Origin of the sequence: Gimesia chilikensis (genome assembly GCF_008329715.1) — a bacterium.
Lineage (GTDB): Bacteria > Planctomycetota > Planctomycetia > Planctomycetales > Planctomycetaceae > Gimesia > Gimesia chilikensis.
In genome coordinates, this window is sequence record NZ_VTSR01000018.1 from 45,836 (window position 1) to 60,952 (window position 15,117).

At 55.5% G+C, this 15,117-nt stretch carries 12 protein-coding genes; 4 read left to right on the forward strand and 8 right to left on the reverse strand.

The window, feature by feature from the left end:
- Window positions 1–36: 36 nt before the first annotated feature.
- Window positions 37–1,068: an L-threonine 3-dehydrogenase gene (gene tdh / locus FYZ48_RS21395; protein ID WP_145190381.1), complete on the reverse strand. Its 1,032-nt coding sequence runs from the start codon at window positions 1,066–1,068 to the stop codon at window positions 37–39.
- A 133-nt stretch (window positions 1,069–1,201) separates the two neighbouring features.
- Between tdh and FYZ48_RS21400 the strand changes: the two genes are divergently transcribed.
- Window positions 1,202–1,819, forward strand: a complete 618-nt coding sequence (locus FYZ48_RS21400; RefSeq protein WP_149344153.1) for a helix-turn-helix domain-containing protein — start codon at window positions 1,202–1,204, stop codon at window positions 1,817–1,819.
- A gap of 26 nt (window positions 1,820–1,845) precedes the next feature.
- On the opposite strand, the gene FYZ48_RS21405 is transcribed toward FYZ48_RS21400, so the two are convergent.
- The 4 genes from FYZ48_RS21405 to FYZ48_RS21420 form a co-directional block, all read right to left on the reverse strand.
- The gene (locus FYZ48_RS21405) at window positions 1,846–2,886 is read right to left on the reverse strand and encodes a bile acid:sodium symporter family protein (RefSeq protein ID WP_149344155.1); all 1,041 of its coding nucleotides are present in this window, start codon (window positions 2,884–2,886) and stop codon (window positions 1,846–1,848) included.
- A 43-nt stretch (window positions 2,887–2,929) separates the two neighbouring features.
- On the reverse strand, window positions 2,930–4,645 hold the full coding sequence (locus FYZ48_RS21410; protein ID WP_149344157.1) for a hypothetical protein: 1,716 nt from the start codon (window positions 4,643–4,645) through the stop codon (window positions 2,930–2,932).
- A gap of 160 nt (window positions 4,646–4,805) precedes the next feature.
- On the reverse strand, window positions 4,806–5,648 hold the full coding sequence (gene kdsA, locus FYZ48_RS21415) for a 3-deoxy-8-phosphooctulonate synthase (protein WP_149344159.1): 843 nt from the start codon (window positions 5,646–5,648) through the stop codon (window positions 4,806–4,808).
- A 39-nt stretch (window positions 5,649–5,687) separates the two neighbouring features.
- Window positions 5,688–6,584: a diacylglycerol/lipid kinase family protein gene (locus tag FYZ48_RS21420; protein ID WP_149344161.1), complete on the reverse strand. Its 897-nt coding sequence runs from the start codon at window positions 6,582–6,584 to the stop codon at window positions 5,688–5,690.
- Window positions 6,585–7,000: 416 nt separating this feature from the next.
- Here FYZ48_RS21420 and FYZ48_RS21425 point away from each other — a divergent pair, with 416 nt between their 5' ends.
- Both FYZ48_RS21425 and FYZ48_RS21430 read left to right on the forward strand, forming a co-directional pair.
- Window positions 7,001–8,725, forward strand: a complete 1,725-nt coding sequence (locus FYZ48_RS21425) for a response regulator (protein ID WP_145442527.1) — start codon at window positions 7,001–7,003, stop codon at window positions 8,723–8,725.
- A gap of 178 nt (window positions 8,726–8,903) precedes the next feature.
- Complete coding sequence (locus FYZ48_RS21430; RefSeq protein ID WP_149344163.1) at window positions 8,904–10,211, forward strand: Gfo/Idh/MocA family protein; 1,308 nt, start codon at window positions 8,904–8,906, stop codon at window positions 10,209–10,211.
- A 102-nt stretch (window positions 10,212–10,313) separates the two neighbouring features.
- Here the strand turns inward: FYZ48_RS21430 and FYZ48_RS21435 are convergent, their stop codons facing one another.
- Both FYZ48_RS21435 and FYZ48_RS21440 read right to left on the reverse strand, forming a co-directional pair.
- Complete coding sequence (locus FYZ48_RS21435) at window positions 10,314–10,697, reverse strand: hypothetical protein (protein ID WP_145043301.1); 384 nt, start codon at window positions 10,695–10,697, stop codon at window positions 10,314–10,316.
- A 278-nt stretch (window positions 10,698–10,975) separates the two neighbouring features.
- A complete protein-coding gene (locus tag FYZ48_RS21440; protein WP_149344166.1) occupies window positions 10,976–11,941 on the reverse strand; it encodes a mannonate dehydratase in 966 nt (321 codons plus the stop codon).
- A gap of 217 nt (window positions 11,942–12,158) precedes the next feature.
- Here FYZ48_RS21440 and FYZ48_RS21445 point away from each other — a divergent pair, with 217 nt between their 5' ends.
- On the forward strand, window positions 12,159–13,856 hold the full coding sequence (locus FYZ48_RS21445; protein WP_149344168.1) for a formate--tetrahydrofolate ligase: 1,698 nt from the start codon (window positions 12,159–12,161) through the stop codon (window positions 13,854–13,856).
- A 16-nt stretch (window positions 13,857–13,872) separates the two neighbouring features.
- Here FYZ48_RS21445 and FYZ48_RS21450 read toward each other — a convergent pair whose 3' ends face one another.
- A complete protein-coding gene (locus tag FYZ48_RS21450) occupies window positions 13,873–15,090 on the reverse strand; it encodes a mandelate racemase/muconate lactonizing enzyme family protein (protein ID WP_149344170.1) in 1,218 nt (405 codons plus the stop codon).
- Window positions 15,091–15,117: the final 27 nt, after the last annotated feature.

The window sequence follows — 15,117 nt, forward strand, 5'->3', positions numbered from 1 at the left end:
CCTGCTAAAGTTTGTGGCGTCGTGACGTATTCTGTCTTACATCTCATTCCAGTCGAGAATCACCTTGCCGGACTGGCCCGACATCATCACCTCGAACCCTTTTTCAAATTCGCTGGCATGAAAACGGTGTGTAATGATCGGACTGATATCCAGCCCGCTCTGCAGCATGACTGTCATCTTATACCAGGTCTCGTACATTTCGCGACCGTAGATCCCTTTCAGTGTCAGCATGTTGAACACGACGATGTTCCAGTCGATGGCAATCTCTTTTTCCGGGATCCCCAGCATCGCGATCTTTCCGCCGTGGCACATGTTGTTGAGCATGTCCCGAAACGCGACCGGGTTCCCTGACATCTCCAGTCCCACATCGAAGCCTTCGGTCATCCCCAGTTCTTTCTGGGCGTTGGCAATCGTATTATCCCGTACGTCCAGCGCGAGTGTTGCCCCCATCTTTTTCGCGAGTTCCAGTCGGTACGGGTTCACGTCAGTGACGACCACATGCCGGGCTCCCGCATGTTTAACGACAGCTGCCGCCATCACACCAATCGGTCCTGCACCGGTAATCAGAACGTCTTCTCCCAGCACGTCAAACGAGAGGGCCGTATGGACGGCGTTACCGAACGGGTCGAAAATGGAAGCGACATCCCGGTCAATCGAATCGTCATGATGCCAGATATTGGTCATCGGCAGCGAAATGTATTCGGCAAACGCACCTGGCCGATTCACTCCCACGCCCCGCGTATGAGCACACAGGTGTCGCCGTCCCGCGAAACAGTTCCGACAGCGACCACAGACGACATGCCCTTCACCGCTGACGATTTCGCCGGGAACATAATCAGCTACGTTCGAGCCGACTTCCACAATCTCGCCTACGAATTCATGGCCGACCACCATCGGCACCGGAATTGTCTTCTGTGCCCAGTCGTCCCATTTGTAGATATGGACATCGGTGCCGCAGATCCCCGTCCGATCGACTTTGATCAGCACATCATTGATGCCGATCGTCGGCTTGGGGACTTCTTCCAGCCAGAGACCCGGCTTTGACTCTTTCTTTACGAGTGCCTTCATGATTTCACCCCGGCGTGCAGAAATATTTTGGAGGATCAGCTGACTGAATCCTTTATAATGCCTGATTATCCAGTATAATAGAAAACGGAAATCCATTTTGCAAGAGTCATAATCCGGTATATTGGAAAAAGAGATGGCTGCGCCTTCGCCAGGAAAACAGACCGCCAGCAAACCTACGGCTGAGCTCTCCCCCGATGAGATCAGCGGGCAGCTTTCGCAGCGCGTACGTACCCTGCGGAAAGAGCGGGGCTGGTCACTCGATTCCCTCTCGGCCGCCTGCGGTGTCAGTCGTTCCATGCTGAGTCAGATCGAGCGGGGCGAAGCCAATCCCACGCTGGCCGTCACAGTGCGGATCTCACAGGCCTTCGGCATCGCTCTGGGCGAACTGGTAGAAGCGCCGATCTCCACCTCATCAATTGAAGTCATCCGGGCCGACGATCGTACGTTTCATTATCGTTCCGATGACGAGTGCCGCATTCGGACGCTTTCCCCGTTGCACCTCGAAAAGGACGTTGAGTTTTACGAAGTGCAGCTGCACTCCAACGGGAAACTGCAAAGTGCGCCCCACTTCAAAGGGACGCGCGAATTCCTGACCGTCGAAAAAGGCAAAATCGAACTGCAGTCCGGCGACGATACAACGGTCCTCGGTCCTGGCGATTCCGCCAGCTATCGAGTCGATGTGCCGCACACCATCAGAAATGCGGGCCGCGGCGAAGCCATGTTGTTCCTGGTCGTCATCTATCAGAACTGAATGCTGACAGTCACCAGGGTGACAACTTACTGCTCGCAGGCAGAAACTGGCTGCGGTTCCGTTTCCACGGGCTCCGGTTCCGACGAGGTCATGTACTTTTCGCGGTGTCGATCAGCCAGGATAGTGTCGATAAAGAACTGCGATGTGTGAAACATCAACAGCGGAAAGACAGCCGACGGAATCCCCGCGTTGCCGAACATCGACGCGTCCGTCGCCACGAAGACCGCAATCGGCAATGTCTTCTGGCTCCCCGCAATCGCACTGGCGATCTGGTCCCGCGGATGAAACCGAAACGTTTTGCCCAGCAGCAGATTGGTGAAAAAACCTCCCACATGCACCACGATGCAGCTGATCCAGACCACCGCGACCGCTGCCAGTGAGATGCCTACTTCCGAAGTCTGAATGCCATAGCCGGTCTGTACCGCAGCCAGCAGCACCATGAACAGCACGAAGATCAGTGCCACTGTTCCCAGTCGCGAAGTAATCCGATCGGCAAACTGTTTGATGGTCTTGTTCATCCGCAGGATCTGGCCGAACAGGACCGGCAGCATTGCTGCATAAAACAGCTTGGTGACCATGGCGAAGCGGTCGAATTCGATTTCGCGTGAGGTGATCAACAAAATCCAGAAAGGGACCGTCAGAAAGCAGGCACCGTTGGTGATCATCGTCACCATTAATGAGACGCCATCGTTTCCGCCCCCCCGCCGGGTCCAGACCGATGCACCACACAGGGTGCACGGAACACACGCCATGATTACCAGGCCAATTTGAAAGTCGGCAGTCAGTTGCAGTGGCAGCAGTGCCCAGGCAATCAAAGGCAGCAGTATGATATTCGTTGCCAGCGAGAGAAACATCGGTCCCGGCTTGCGGATCGATGAGAGCAGATGCTCAGAGTTGAGACTGAGTGACATCAGAAACAACACAATCGCCGTCAGCCACGAAGGGCGAATGAACAGCTTTAAGTGTGACAGAGTTTCCTGCGATCCTTCGTGACCGGCATAGACGCCGCAGGCGATTACAACCGTAATGCAGAGCAGAAACCAGCGGCGTCGAAAAAAGGCAAGCATGACTCAGTTTTCAGTTCGTATGGGGCGGGTGAGCAGCAGGGGGTTACTTTTTGTTGTTATCCCGGATTGTCTTCCAGCGTTCACTGAAATAAGCAAACGCGGGCTGCATCGCTTCGGGGCTGTGTTTCTCGTTCTCAGACAGCGAAAAGATCGCACTGTTCAGCTTGTCCGATTCTGCATCTGCAATCGCCATGTGGAACATCACAGACAGCGAGCGTCCCAGCCACTTTCCCTGACCGTCGCGGTGAATATAGAACCGGTGTCGCAGGAAGGTGTCAAACGAGCGCGCTGCACTCGCGTATTCTCCCTGGATGAACTGCCCGATCGCCATGAAGTAGGCTGCATTCTGTGCAGCTAGAACATGCATCTGCCGGATATCCGGCGGGACAACCAGATCCACGGGGAAGCGTTCCTCCAGTCGGGTCGAGACATAGCTTTTGATCGCCGCCGACTGATTCCCCATCAACTGTGTGATGCGGGTCTTGAGCAGCTTCTTGGTCGGGCTGCCCCAGGGAACTTCGAAGAATCCCTGGGCATTTTCTTTGCGTCCTTTGACGTCATAAGGCACCGGAGCGCGAAACGGCAGTTTGACTATCGCCAGTTTCTTGGCTTCCTCACCGGTGACCGCTTCACTCTTGTCGATTTCCTGATCGGCGTATTCTGAAACCACGAGCGGGTTCTCTTTCAAAATTCCTTTGCCGATCGACTGGACGTGGCCGATGAACCCCGGGTCCCCTTCCAGGGGATCCAGGTTTCGATACAGCACGAATGTCTGTTTCCGCGACAGCGAGTCTTCCAGGCGACGCATGCGTGATGCCCACTCGCAACTGCGACCGATGATTTCAACCTGGGCCGTTTTCAGTTCCTCAGCAGAGAAACGACTCTCGGCATATTTGCCGTACAGATTTTTCAGCAGCGCGGGATCTTTCTGGACCTCAGCAAACGTCGCGGGAATTTGGATCTGAATCGTATCCGCAGGCTGCTCAGGCGATGGGACCGGCATGCCCAGCACCGGATCGTAAAGATAAATCTGGTCTTCCAACAGCACACCAACCAGCAGCTTATACGGGGCCGGTTTCGCTGCTTCGAACAGAACGGCATCAATCCGCAGTTGACGCATCAGGTCGATGAAGACCCAGGCCCGCTGCTTCGCACTTCCGGATCCAATGACACAGATTTCATACGGTCCGAGAGGCAGTGCGTTCTTCGCATCGGGAACCAGATCGATGTTGTTCATGCAGTAGTAAAAAGCAGCGGTAGCGCGATCCCGGTCATTTTTCTTGCCCTCGATCGCCGCGGTCACCATTCCATTAAACAGCTGTGAATCTCTGATGAATTTTCCGTCGATCTCCGTGAAGCGGGTCAGCTCCAGCTTTGCCAGCTGTTCTTCGCTCAGGTATTTCTTCAGGAACGTTCGCTGAGAATCTTTCAGAGTCGGAGGCTCTGCATCGAACTTGCCACACTGGCCGGCCCACTCGTTCAAGAGGGAGAGAGCGCCTGTCAGCGTCGAGCTGATTCCCATCCGTTCCGGCTGCATCATGTTAATCGCATTATCGATATAACTGTGACACTCCGGATCTTCCTGTTCCGCTGCCGGATTGGCGGCACTGGTATTCGTTCCGCCGCCTTTCTTTTTCGTGGTATCTTTGCAGCCCGGAAGCGAAATCAGACAGCTGAGCAACAGGCAGAACAGACTGACGCCGGCCAGAACAGACGGGCGTTTTCCGGAATCTTGGCGGAGCAGAGAAGTCAGAATCATAGCAGTTGTGGTTTCATAGTATGGTACATTTCCACCCTCTCACTGATGGAAATGTGATGTTGAAGATGCGGTGCATTCACAGGTGATGAGCCGACAGAAGATCGATCATTCAACTGTCTGTTATCTATACTATAACCGATTCCCGGGCAGATGGAATGTCTTAAAGGGCGCTGTTTTCATTCACCAGGGTACGAAACCGCTGCAAATCCAGCGCAAAACGGGCAAACTCTTCCAGCGGCAGCATATTCGGACCGTCACTGAGCGCCTGTGAGGGATCGGGATGCGTCTCGGCGAAGATCCCGTCACAACCGCAGGCAACCGCAGCCCGGGCCAGGTAGGGGATCATCTCCCGCTGTCCGCCGGTCGATTTGCCTCCCGGTGTCTGCACGCTGTGTGTCGCATCAAAGATGACCGGCGGCCCCATCTGCTGCATGATGGGAATACATCGCATGTCATTCACCAGCCGACCGTAGCCGAAGGTCGTGCCCCGTTCGGTCAGCAGCAGCTGTTCCTGTCCGAAAGCCTCACATTTCTTGACGGCATGAATACAGTCTTCAGGCGCCACGAATTGAGGCTTCTTGATATTCACCACACCCCCATGTTTGAGAGCTGCTTTGGAAGCCGCTTCCAGCAGATCGGTCTGTCGTGCCAGGAAGGCTGGAATCTGCAGGATCCGACAGACTTCCGCCGCCGGAGCCGCCTGACCCGGTTCGTGAATGTCGGTCGTCACATCCAGACCCGTGACCTGTTTGACTTTCGCCAGAATCTCGAGGCCCGCTTCCAGTCCCGGTCCACGGAAACTGTCAACGCTGGTTCGGTTCGCTTTATCAAAGCTGCATTTAAAAACCAGTGACAGGTTATCCCGGGCGGCGATCTCGGCCAGTCGCTCCGCGGTGCTCAGCACCAGTTCTTCGCTTTCGATTACGCAGGGGCCGGCAATGAACAACAGCGGTAACTGAGTGCCACACTGCAGCTTGCCAATCGTTACGGGGTTTTGAGCCACGGGAGAATCCTTTCAGTGGAAGTCGGAGATTTTTACGAATTATGGTTCAATCGGCGGAGTGGGGCAAGGGACGATCAGCTTCAGCCCCCGGGGAATCACCCTGATTTCGGCCGGCGTCAACCCGGAGGAATCGCCGTCCGTCTGAATCGGTACCGGCCGGGTGGCCTGAATACGCAGCGAGCGGGCCTGAATCTTTTGAACGTGTTTCGACGTCAGATGCGTCCCGCGGACAATCTGCCACAAGTAGAGCAGCATGCTGAAGACGCCCCGCCGCCGAAACAGGATCAGGTCCAGCATGCCATCATGGTCGACCGAGTCCGGCGAAAAATTCAGATTCAGACCATAGGCGGGAATATTCACAATGATCGCATGGTAGGCGGTCTCTTCCTCGGCACCGTCGTCAATGCTGATCAGCAGCGATTCGAACGGGTAGTCGTAGAGCGTTCTGAGGATCGGTTTCAGATAACTCAGGTAGGAAATGTTCCCTTTTCTCACCTGTGCCAGGTTTTCCACCACCGCGGCATCAAAGCCGATACTCGCCATCAACACGAATTTCCGCTGATCGAGCTGGCAGACGTCGATCTCTCGACACGCGCCCTGTTTGATCATCTCCGCCACAAACGCCCCTGACTTGGGAATACCCAGGTAACGCGCCAACAGGTTCTCGGTCCCCAGGGGTAAGACCGCGATCCGCTGGTCGGGATAGCGGTTGACTACATCCTGCACCGTTCCGTCTCCCCCCGCTGCAACAATGCATACCGGCGGCGTGTCACGCGTGCGTTCTTCAACATACGTCTGCATCCGCTCCCGGTTGGAAAACAGACGCGGTCGGATGCCCCGCTGTTTCAGATGCTGTACCAGTTCCATGATCAGCGCAGCGCGATCGCCCTTTCCGGAAATCGGATTTCTCTGAATGGCGGCCCAGGCTTCAGACATTGTCAGTCGTTCTCAAAGTGGCGGTCGTTATCGAAAGGATCAGGTCAGGAAAACGGGAAATGCGGGTTTGTCTGTGTTTCAGGTCAGAATACTTGAGAAAAAGTCTTCAAATCTGCGCAGAACTTTCTAAAAATAGAAGATTCACTACCTTGTTTCTTAATTTTGGCTGACGGAAAGCCGATTTCATAGGTACTGTCCCTCGAATGTTTCCGGCTTTCGAAATATTTTGAAGCAATGCCTGAAAACCGGAAATCGTGTTCTATCATTTATGAGTAGAAATACGTAATAAAAGATTGAGATTACTTGTGTTCCAGTAAGCCAATTCGGTAAATTGGAGAATATAACAGGTGTCCTCGCTCATGATACAACTCAAAGTCAGGCAACAAGTGTCTTAGTGGACAAAGGCTGTTTTCATAGTGACCAATCCGCAAAAAATTCTTTTCTGTGGGCCTTCAGACGACCAGACCTCTGAATTGAGGCAGCAGTTCTCTTCAGAAGACTATCTGGTGGTGACCCCGGAAAATCTGGCACAGGGAATTGCGGAGTTTGACCAGGGAAATGTTTCCGCGCTGGTAGTCCCTGCAACTGAGGGAACCCTTCCACTTGCACTCATCCAGTCTGGTTCGTTGCTCGAATATCTGCCCCACGCTGTCGTTGTCCTTGATGCAGATCTGCGCATCATCTGGGCCAACCAGCGCCTGAATCAACTCTGCGATCAACGGGAATCCCTGATTGGGCATTCCTTCTACGATGCCTTCGGGGCACCCGAAATTCTGGGGCCGGACTTCAGTCCTTTCCATACTGCCTTCTCCACACGCAAACTCGCCAAAAGTGGTCTGCGTGTGGGCGACAAGAACTACTTCGATGTAGAAGTCACCCCGGTCATCACCGAACCGGATGACAATCAGGAACCCGCCTACCTGGTAGCCAGCGTACGAGATATCTCCGCTGAAGTTCTGCAGCGTCAGAAACTGAATGCGATCTACCAGGCCGGTCTGGAACTGGGCGACCTCTCTCCTGAAGAAATTTACGAGATGTCGACCGAGGACCGCATCGAACTGCTCAAAGCCAAGATTCTGCATTACACCCAGGATCTCCTCGAATTCGAAACCGTCGAAATCCGCATTCTGGACAAAGCCACCGAACGGCTGGATGTCCTCCTCGCAGTTGGAATGGAGCAGGTCGCCACGAACCGTACGCTCTACGCCAAACCGGAAGGGAATGGCGTGACCGGTTTCGTTGCCGCGACAGGCAAAAGCTATCTCTGTGAAGACACCACCCACGACCCTCTTTATATGACCGGTGCCCCGGATGCCCGCAGCTCCCTGACCGTCCCCCTGCATCTGCACGACGAAGTTCTGGGAACGTTCAATGTGGAAAGTCCGCATGCCGGTGCCTTTGACGAAAACGACCTGCACTTCCTGGAACTCTTCAGTCGCGAAGTCGCGATTGCCCTTAATACACTGGAACTGCTGGTGGTCGAAAAGATGACCACCGCATCTGCCAGTACCGAGTTAATCATGCGTGGGGTCGTCGATCCGGTCGACGAGATCCTCAACGACACTGCCTGGATTCTGGAGCGGTACATTGGACACGAGCCTAATGTGTGCGAGCGATTGCAGCGTATCCTTAAAGACACTCGCCATATTAAGCAACTGATCCAACAGGTGGGAGACGAAATTGCTCCCCAGACTCCACACCACCACAAAGTGCCTACCATGCGACAGGTCAACCCCAAGTTGCTCAACAAGCGGGTTCTTGTCGTCGACAGTGATGCCACTGTCAGGCGGGCCGCCCACGAATTGCTGGGTCGGCTGGGGTGTGAAGTCGAAACCGCCCACAACGGTGAAGAAGCATTTCTGATGGTCCGCAGCTTCCACTACGATGTGGTCATTGCCGACATCCGACTGCCCGACATGAACGGGTACGAATGCTTCGCCCAGATCCGTGAAATCCACGAGCATTTGCCCGTCATCCTGATGACAGGCTTCGGCTACGATCCCACGCACTCGATCGTCAAAGCCCGCCAGCTCGGTTTGAAATGTGTCCTCTACAAACCCTTCCGCCTCGATCAGCTGATTACAGGCGTCGAAAAAGCAGTCAGTATTTCCGAAGACATCACCTCGGAAACCTCCAACTGATTCGTCTCGGCATCCCGCTGCTTCTCTCCCAAAATATCCCGTTTTCCCATAACAGTCTCGATTTCAACGCGCCACGGCTTTATATTAAAAAAGTTAATATATAGACCGGCCCCCGGCTCTGGTTCGCCTGATATTCCTGCTTCCCACCGGATGACTTCTCACTCAAGGAGAATTACTGATGTCCCGTTCCGTCGACCGCCGCGAGTTTCTCAAGAAAGCACTCATCGCAGGAACCGCGGTCCCCGCATTTTCGTCTGCCCTCACACTCCCCTCTCTCGCAGCAGCGAACAAAAGCAAAAGCCCCAATGAGAAGCTGAACCTCGCGACCATCGGCGTTGCCGACCGCGCTTATGCCAATATCACGGGCACCAAATCTGAAAACTTCGTCGCCCTGTGTGACATCGACGCCCAGCGTCTGGAGAAGGCCTCCAAAGAATTTCCGCACGCGGACACTTACGATGATTACCGCAAAGCCCTCGACCGGGACGACCTGGACGGCGTGCTCGTCAGCACTCCCGATCACATGCACGCCCCCGCCGCAGCCATGGCTCTCCGCAAAGGCCTACCCGTGTACTGTGAAAAACCGCTGACCCATTCCGTCTACGAAGCCCGTGTCCTCACCGACCTGGCCGCCAAAGCCGGCGTACCGACCCAGATGGGGAATCAGATTCACGCCACCGACAACTACCGCAAGGTCGTCGAAATGGTCCAGTCCGGCGTGATTGGTCCCGTGCGTCGCGTGCATGTCTGGGTCGGCGGAGGTGTGCGCATCGAAGGCAAACGCTCTAAAGAAAATAATCCCCCGTCTTACGTCAACTACGATCAATGGATCGGACCGGCTCCCTTCCGTCCCTATAACGAAACCAGCTTCCACTTCAACTGGCGTTACTGGTGGGACTTCGGCAACGGTCAGCTCGGCGACTTCGGCTGTCACTACATGGACCTGCCCTTCTGGGCCCTGAAACTCAAGTACCCCAAAACCGTGGTTGGTGTTGGCGAGAAAGGCCACAAAGGCGAAAACGACTGCCCCAGCTTCATGCGTGTCGATTATGAATTCACCGAACGCGATGATCTGCCCCCGGTCCACATGACCTGGTATCACGGCGGCTGGAAACCCAAAGGCGCGGAAGTCTATGGGAAGAACAGCGCGGTCCTCTTCGAAGGGGACGACGGGCGCCTGCTCGCCGACTACGGCACCAACAAGGTCTTCATGGAAGCGGGAAAAGAAGCCAAACCGGTCAAGCCTTATCTCACCCGCCCCGAAAGCCATCACATCGAATGGCTCAACGCCATCCGTAGCGGCACACCGACAGGCAGTAACTTCGCCTACGCCGGACCACTGACCGAAACCGTCCTGCTGGGCAACGTCTCTTACCGTCTCGGCGGAAAGAAGCTGGAATGGGACGCCGAAAACCTCAAGGTCACCAACACCCCCGAAGCCGACCAGTACCTCAAACGCGAATACCGCGAAGGCTGGACACTGTAGACGAATGTAAGCGAATCTGCTTCATTCAGAACATATAAAATAAGAGCCTGCTGAAATCGATTCAGCAGGCTCTTTTAATTTCGAAGATCAGATCGCGTCAGCTTATCTGTATTTCACAACCGTTTTGTAGTTGGGGGCTAAAAACCGGGGGCCGCGTGTCTTGTAAACGACTCTGCCGGGGGCGTAGTAAGCGCCGGGAGCATAATAAGTCGTTGTCGTTACTGGAGCGACGACAACCGGAGCCGGCTGGTAGTACACAGGAGTGACAACCGGAGCGGGCACGACAGCGGGGGCATAGTAGGCGGTCATTGCGGGCACGTAGTAACTTGTCGTGACCGGAGCAGGCACCGCATACACCGGAGCCGGACCGACATAAGCAAACGGAGAACTATAGTAAGTCACCCGGCCGCCAGCTTCGGAAACTTGTGGCAGCATGGCAAAACAGGCCGCGATTACGGCGATTGCAGACAGCATTCGAATTCTCATGAGACTGACTCCTGAAGTGAAGGACATCGTGTTTCTAAACTTACCGAGCCGGCGCGGCTCAGGTTCATGGAACAGCAACAGGCAAGGCGAAGCCTCCTGCATCCGGTGCTGACATCCCTGTCACTTTCTCGCAGATGTTGAACTGCGCAGGATAGCCCTGCTCTATCGATTATACAGGTTACCGGCACAACATCCACCAGCCACCCCGCATTTTTCTTACAGATCAACAGACCGTGATGTGATGTTCAGCCACCCCCAAATGGTTCCCCTGTGCGAAATCAGCTGTTTCCGGCTTTCCGGGCTGCCTCGATCAATCCCTGCAGATAACCGAAGGCATGCAGCCGCCCCAGCATCGTATACCCGGGCTCGCCTGCTTCTTCTCCCACCAATTGAGGTACATGGTCCGGGCGGATCGGTCCCGTAAAACCGATTTCCTGGTACGCCTGCACTGCGGCATACATGTCCGTTGGGCCATTATCGTGAAACGTCTCCACGAACCGCTCGCGGGTTCCCTTGATATCGCGAAAATGCACATACCTGATATGCGGACCCAGCCGCCGGATGGTCTCCGGAATATCCACGCCCATCTCGGCGAACGTCCCCTGGCAGAAACAGATCGCATTCGCCGGACTGGGGACCAACTGCACCAGCCGTTCAAAATTTTCAACACAGTTCATAATCCGTGCTTTGCCCATGAACGTCTCCAGCGGCGGATCGTCCGGATGCATCGCCAGCGTCACGCCGCATTCCTCTGCCACCGGCACCAGTTCTGTGAGAAACCGTTCCAGGTTGATCCAGAGTTCTTCCGCAGTAATCGGGCTGGATACCTGATCCCGCGTGGTCTCCGACAGAGAAACGGCCTGCTCTGCTTCATCGACATCAAAACCGGTCACCAGTGCCCCGCCCCGCTCGCGGGCATCCAGTTTGGTCCGCACCCAGTCTGTACCCGCCATGAAGTTGTAACACACAAACGGAATTCCCACCGCCTGCATATCGCGCAGAAGGGCTTTCATTTCCGCGATCTCGGTGTCAAACCGTTCGTTCCCCAGTTTGATATTTTCGATCGGCAGATATCCTTCGATGGCGGCAATCTTCAATCCCTGTCCTGCTACCTGATCACACAACGCCTGCAGACGCTCCCGCCCTGGACCGGGATAGCGGATTGTGACATGCGTTACTCCAATCTGAGCCAGCATTGTCAGGTTCTCGTCGGTAAATGGCGTGACCACCGATGTCAGTTGCATGTGATGCTTTCTTTTTTCAGCTGGGATGAAGTTCACGGGAAACGCGTTCTTTTATGTCTGTCATCCAGAATTCATTTTCATATTAATCCACTGATTTCACAATCACCGTCGTACAGAATTCACAGCTTCTGGCTTTTCACTGATGCAGACTCTGGAGTAAAATTCTGCATTCATTTTCGAATCAAACAGCAAACCAATTTCTGACAGGCGTTCTCAGATGCATCGCATTACCCCTTCGAGCCCCGACGGGCCGATTCTCAGAGACATCGATTCCCTTGCCAAAGATCTCGGTCTGGCGCCTGGCGACTATGAACCGTACGGACGCCTCAAGGCCAAACTGGTGCACGGACTCGCGAACAAATTCACCGATCGTCCCCTGGGAAAATACATTGGTGTCACCGCGGTCAATCCCACGCCACTGGGGGAAGGCAAAACGGTAACCACCATCGGGCTTGCGATGGCCCTCTCTCAACTGGGGCATACCACAGTCGGTACGCTTCGCGAACCTTCTCTGGCACCGGTGTTCGGCATCAAGGGAGGCGGCGCCGGCGGTGGAAACTGCACGCTCGAGCCCCAGGCCGACATCAACCTGCATTTCACGGGGGATATTCACGCCGTCACCTCGGCCACCAACCTGCTGGCCAGCATCATCGATAACCACGTTGCCCGACGAAAAACTCCCGAAATCAACCCGAAGACCATCACCTGGCGACGGTCCCTGGATCTCTGCGACAAAGGACTGGCTCACATCATCAGTGGACTGGATCAACCTCCTCAGGCCCCGCTTCGCGAGACCGGCTTCGATCTGACCGCCGCCTCGGAAGTCATGGCAATCCTCGCCCTGGCCAGCGATCCCCGTGATCTCCGCACGCGTCTGGGACGCATCGTCGTCGGCATGACTTTTGACCGCCAGCCGGTGACCGTCGAACAGTTGGGTTGCGCCGGTGCGATGGCCGCCCTGCTCATTGATGCCCTGCGCCCCAATCTGGTCCAGAGTTGTGAATCGACGCCCTTTCTCGTGCACGCAGGACCATTCGGCAACATTGCCCACGGCAACAGTTCGATCATCGCCGATCAGATCGCCCTGCGACTTGCCGATTACGTCGTCACGGAAAGTGGCTTCGGTGCGGACTGCGGTGCAGAAAAGTTTTTCGATATCAAATGCCGCGCCAGTGGACTGCAGCCCGCTGCGGAAGTCCTCGTCTGTACCGCCCGGGCTCTGAAACTGCAGAGTGGTCAGTTCGATGTGCATCCGGGGAAACCGCTGCCCCCTGCACTCCTGGAGGAGAACCTGGAGGCCCTTCGCGCAGGGGCCGTCAATCTGCAGGCGCACCTGGATATTATTCAGCAGTACCATCTGCCCACGGTCGTCGCCATCAATGCCTTCCCCGATGATTCCGAGCGCGAACTGCAGGAGATTCAAAAGATCGCCCTCGATCAGGGAGCCACAGCGGCCGTCATCACACGCGCCTTCAGGGAAGGAGGGGAAGGTTCCCTCGCACTGGCCGAAGCGGTCGTACAGGCCGCAGAACTGCCGAATCAGTTTGAGTGTCTCTATCCTCTGGAAATGCCGATCGCGGAAAAAATCGAAACGATCGCGACCCGCATCTATGGAGCGGCCTCCGTCGAATTCGAACCGCTGGCCCGCCGACGGATGTCGGAGTACGAACAGCTGGGCTACGGCAACCTTCCTATCTGCATCGCCAAAACGCAGTACTCGCTCTCTCACGATCCGCACCTCCTGGGACGACCGACCGGCTTTACCTTCCCGGTTCGAGATCTGCGACTCTCCGCCGGCGCCGGTTTTCTGTATGCCTTGAGCGGCGAAATCCGCACGATGCCCGGACTGCCCTCCGATCCTGCGGCACTGCGGATTGACATCGACGATACCGGCAAAATCATCGGCCTGCATTGACGGGCAACCCGAGTGGCTAAGACAGTGTCGTCGCGCGATACTGGTTCGTTCCCGGCGTGAACAGCTCAGGCAGCCAGGCGACTCCCAGACCCGGCTTCTGTGGAATCTTAATCCGTCCCGCTTCGACTTCAATGGGTGTGTCGATCAGTTGAGGATACAGAATCCGCAGGTGGGCCCGCAGACTCTCCTGCCAGGCCACATTATTCGAACTCGCGGCGACGTGCACGCCGTTGAGCAACGTCAAAGGTCCCGTACAGTCATGCATCACCACGGGAATGTTATAGAACTGCGCCAGACGGGTGATATTCCGCGTCTGCGATATACCGCCCACCCACGTCGGATCGATCATCACAAAGTCCGCGGCCCGTTTCTCCAGTGCCAGCCGGAAGTCGTCCGGACCGTTGAACATTTCACTCACCGCAACGGGAATACCCGCTTTGTTGCGGAAGTCGCTCAGTGTATCCACGCAGTCAATTCGCAGCAGGTCCTCGGCCCAGAGGATGTCGTATTCCTGCAATCGTTTTGCGATGCGAAGAGCGGGGGCGAGTTGAAAGAAGCCGTGGCCGTCGATGATCAGTTCGATATTACTTCCCAGCGCGTCCCGGATTTTCTGAAACGGTTCCAGTGCACGCGTGATGTCTTCGTGTGTGATGTGCAGAGGCCCATTCGTCTTGTGCGCCGCAAAGTCCAGCGTCCAGACTTTAAGAGCCTGATAACCTTCTGACAGCAGCGACCGTGCCAGTTCCACCGGCTCATTGACGGCGGACCAGTAGTCATTCAGCGGACCCTGGTTCCCTACCGAACCGTAGCCCGGCCAGGTGTGCTTGCTCTCTTTATCAGTAGTACCTCCATAGGAAGGCCCACCACAGCTGTTGTAGGTACGAATCGATTCCTGCACACAGCCACCCAGCAATTGCCAGACCGGCTGTGATGTGACCTTGCCGAAGATGTCCCACAGTGCGAGGTCAATCGCGGAGATCGCCCGCAACTCGGTTCCCCGGGAGCCGAAGTTCGTTGCCCGTTCATACAGGAAACGCCAGTGAGCCTCGATGTCGAGGGGATTTTTCCCAATCAGGTAGTGTGACATCCAGTCGTGGATCATGGCTGCCACCGCATGCGGTGCATAGTAAGTTTCGCCGCATCCGACAACGCCTTCGCTGGTATGAATTCGCACCAGCAGCAGACCAGGCATGATCGATTCGGCAATCGACGTTTCTATTTTCGTGATCTGCATCAGAGTTCCTTTAGCAGCAGTGCAACT

Bases quoted from the DNA above. Each gene is read 5' to 3' on its own strand.
- FYZ48_RS21445 (WP_149344168.1), top strand. From the start codon at position 12,159: ATGCATCGCATTACCCCTTCGAGCCCCGACGGGCCGATTCTCAGAGAC.
- tdh (WP_145190381.1), bottom strand. From the start codon at position 1,068: ATGAAGGCACTCGTAAAGAAAGAGTCAAAGCCGGGTCTCTGGCTGGAA.
- FYZ48_RS21430 (WP_149344163.1), top strand. From the start codon at position 8,904: ATGTCCCGTTCCGTCGACCGCCGCGAGTTTCTCAAGAAAGCACTCATC.
- FYZ48_RS21410 (WP_149344157.1), bottom strand. From the start codon at position 4,645: ATGATTCTGACTTCTCTGCTCCGCCAAGATTCCGGAAAACGCCCGTCT.
- FYZ48_RS21420 (WP_149344161.1), bottom strand. From the start codon at position 6,584: ATGTCTGAAGCCTGGGCCGCCATTCAGAGAAATCCGATTTCCGGAAAG.
- FYZ48_RS21405 (WP_149344155.1), bottom strand. From the start codon at position 2,886: ATGCTTGCCTTTTTTCGACGCCGCTGGTTTCTGCTCTGCATTACGGTT.
- FYZ48_RS21435 (WP_145043301.1), bottom strand. From the start codon at position 10,697: ATGAGAATTCGAATGCTGTCTGCAATCGCCGTAATCGCGGCCTGTTTT.
- FYZ48_RS21450 (WP_149344170.1), bottom strand. From the start codon at position 15,090: ATGCAGATCACGAAAATAGAAACGTCGATTGCCGAATCGATCATGCCT.
- FYZ48_RS21440 (WP_149344166.1), bottom strand. From the start codon at position 11,941: ATGCAACTGACATCGGTGGTCACGCCATTTACCGACGAGAACCTGACA.
- FYZ48_RS21400 (WP_149344153.1), top strand. From the start codon at position 1,202: ATGGCTGCGCCTTCGCCAGGAAAACAGACCGCCAGCAAACCTACGGCT.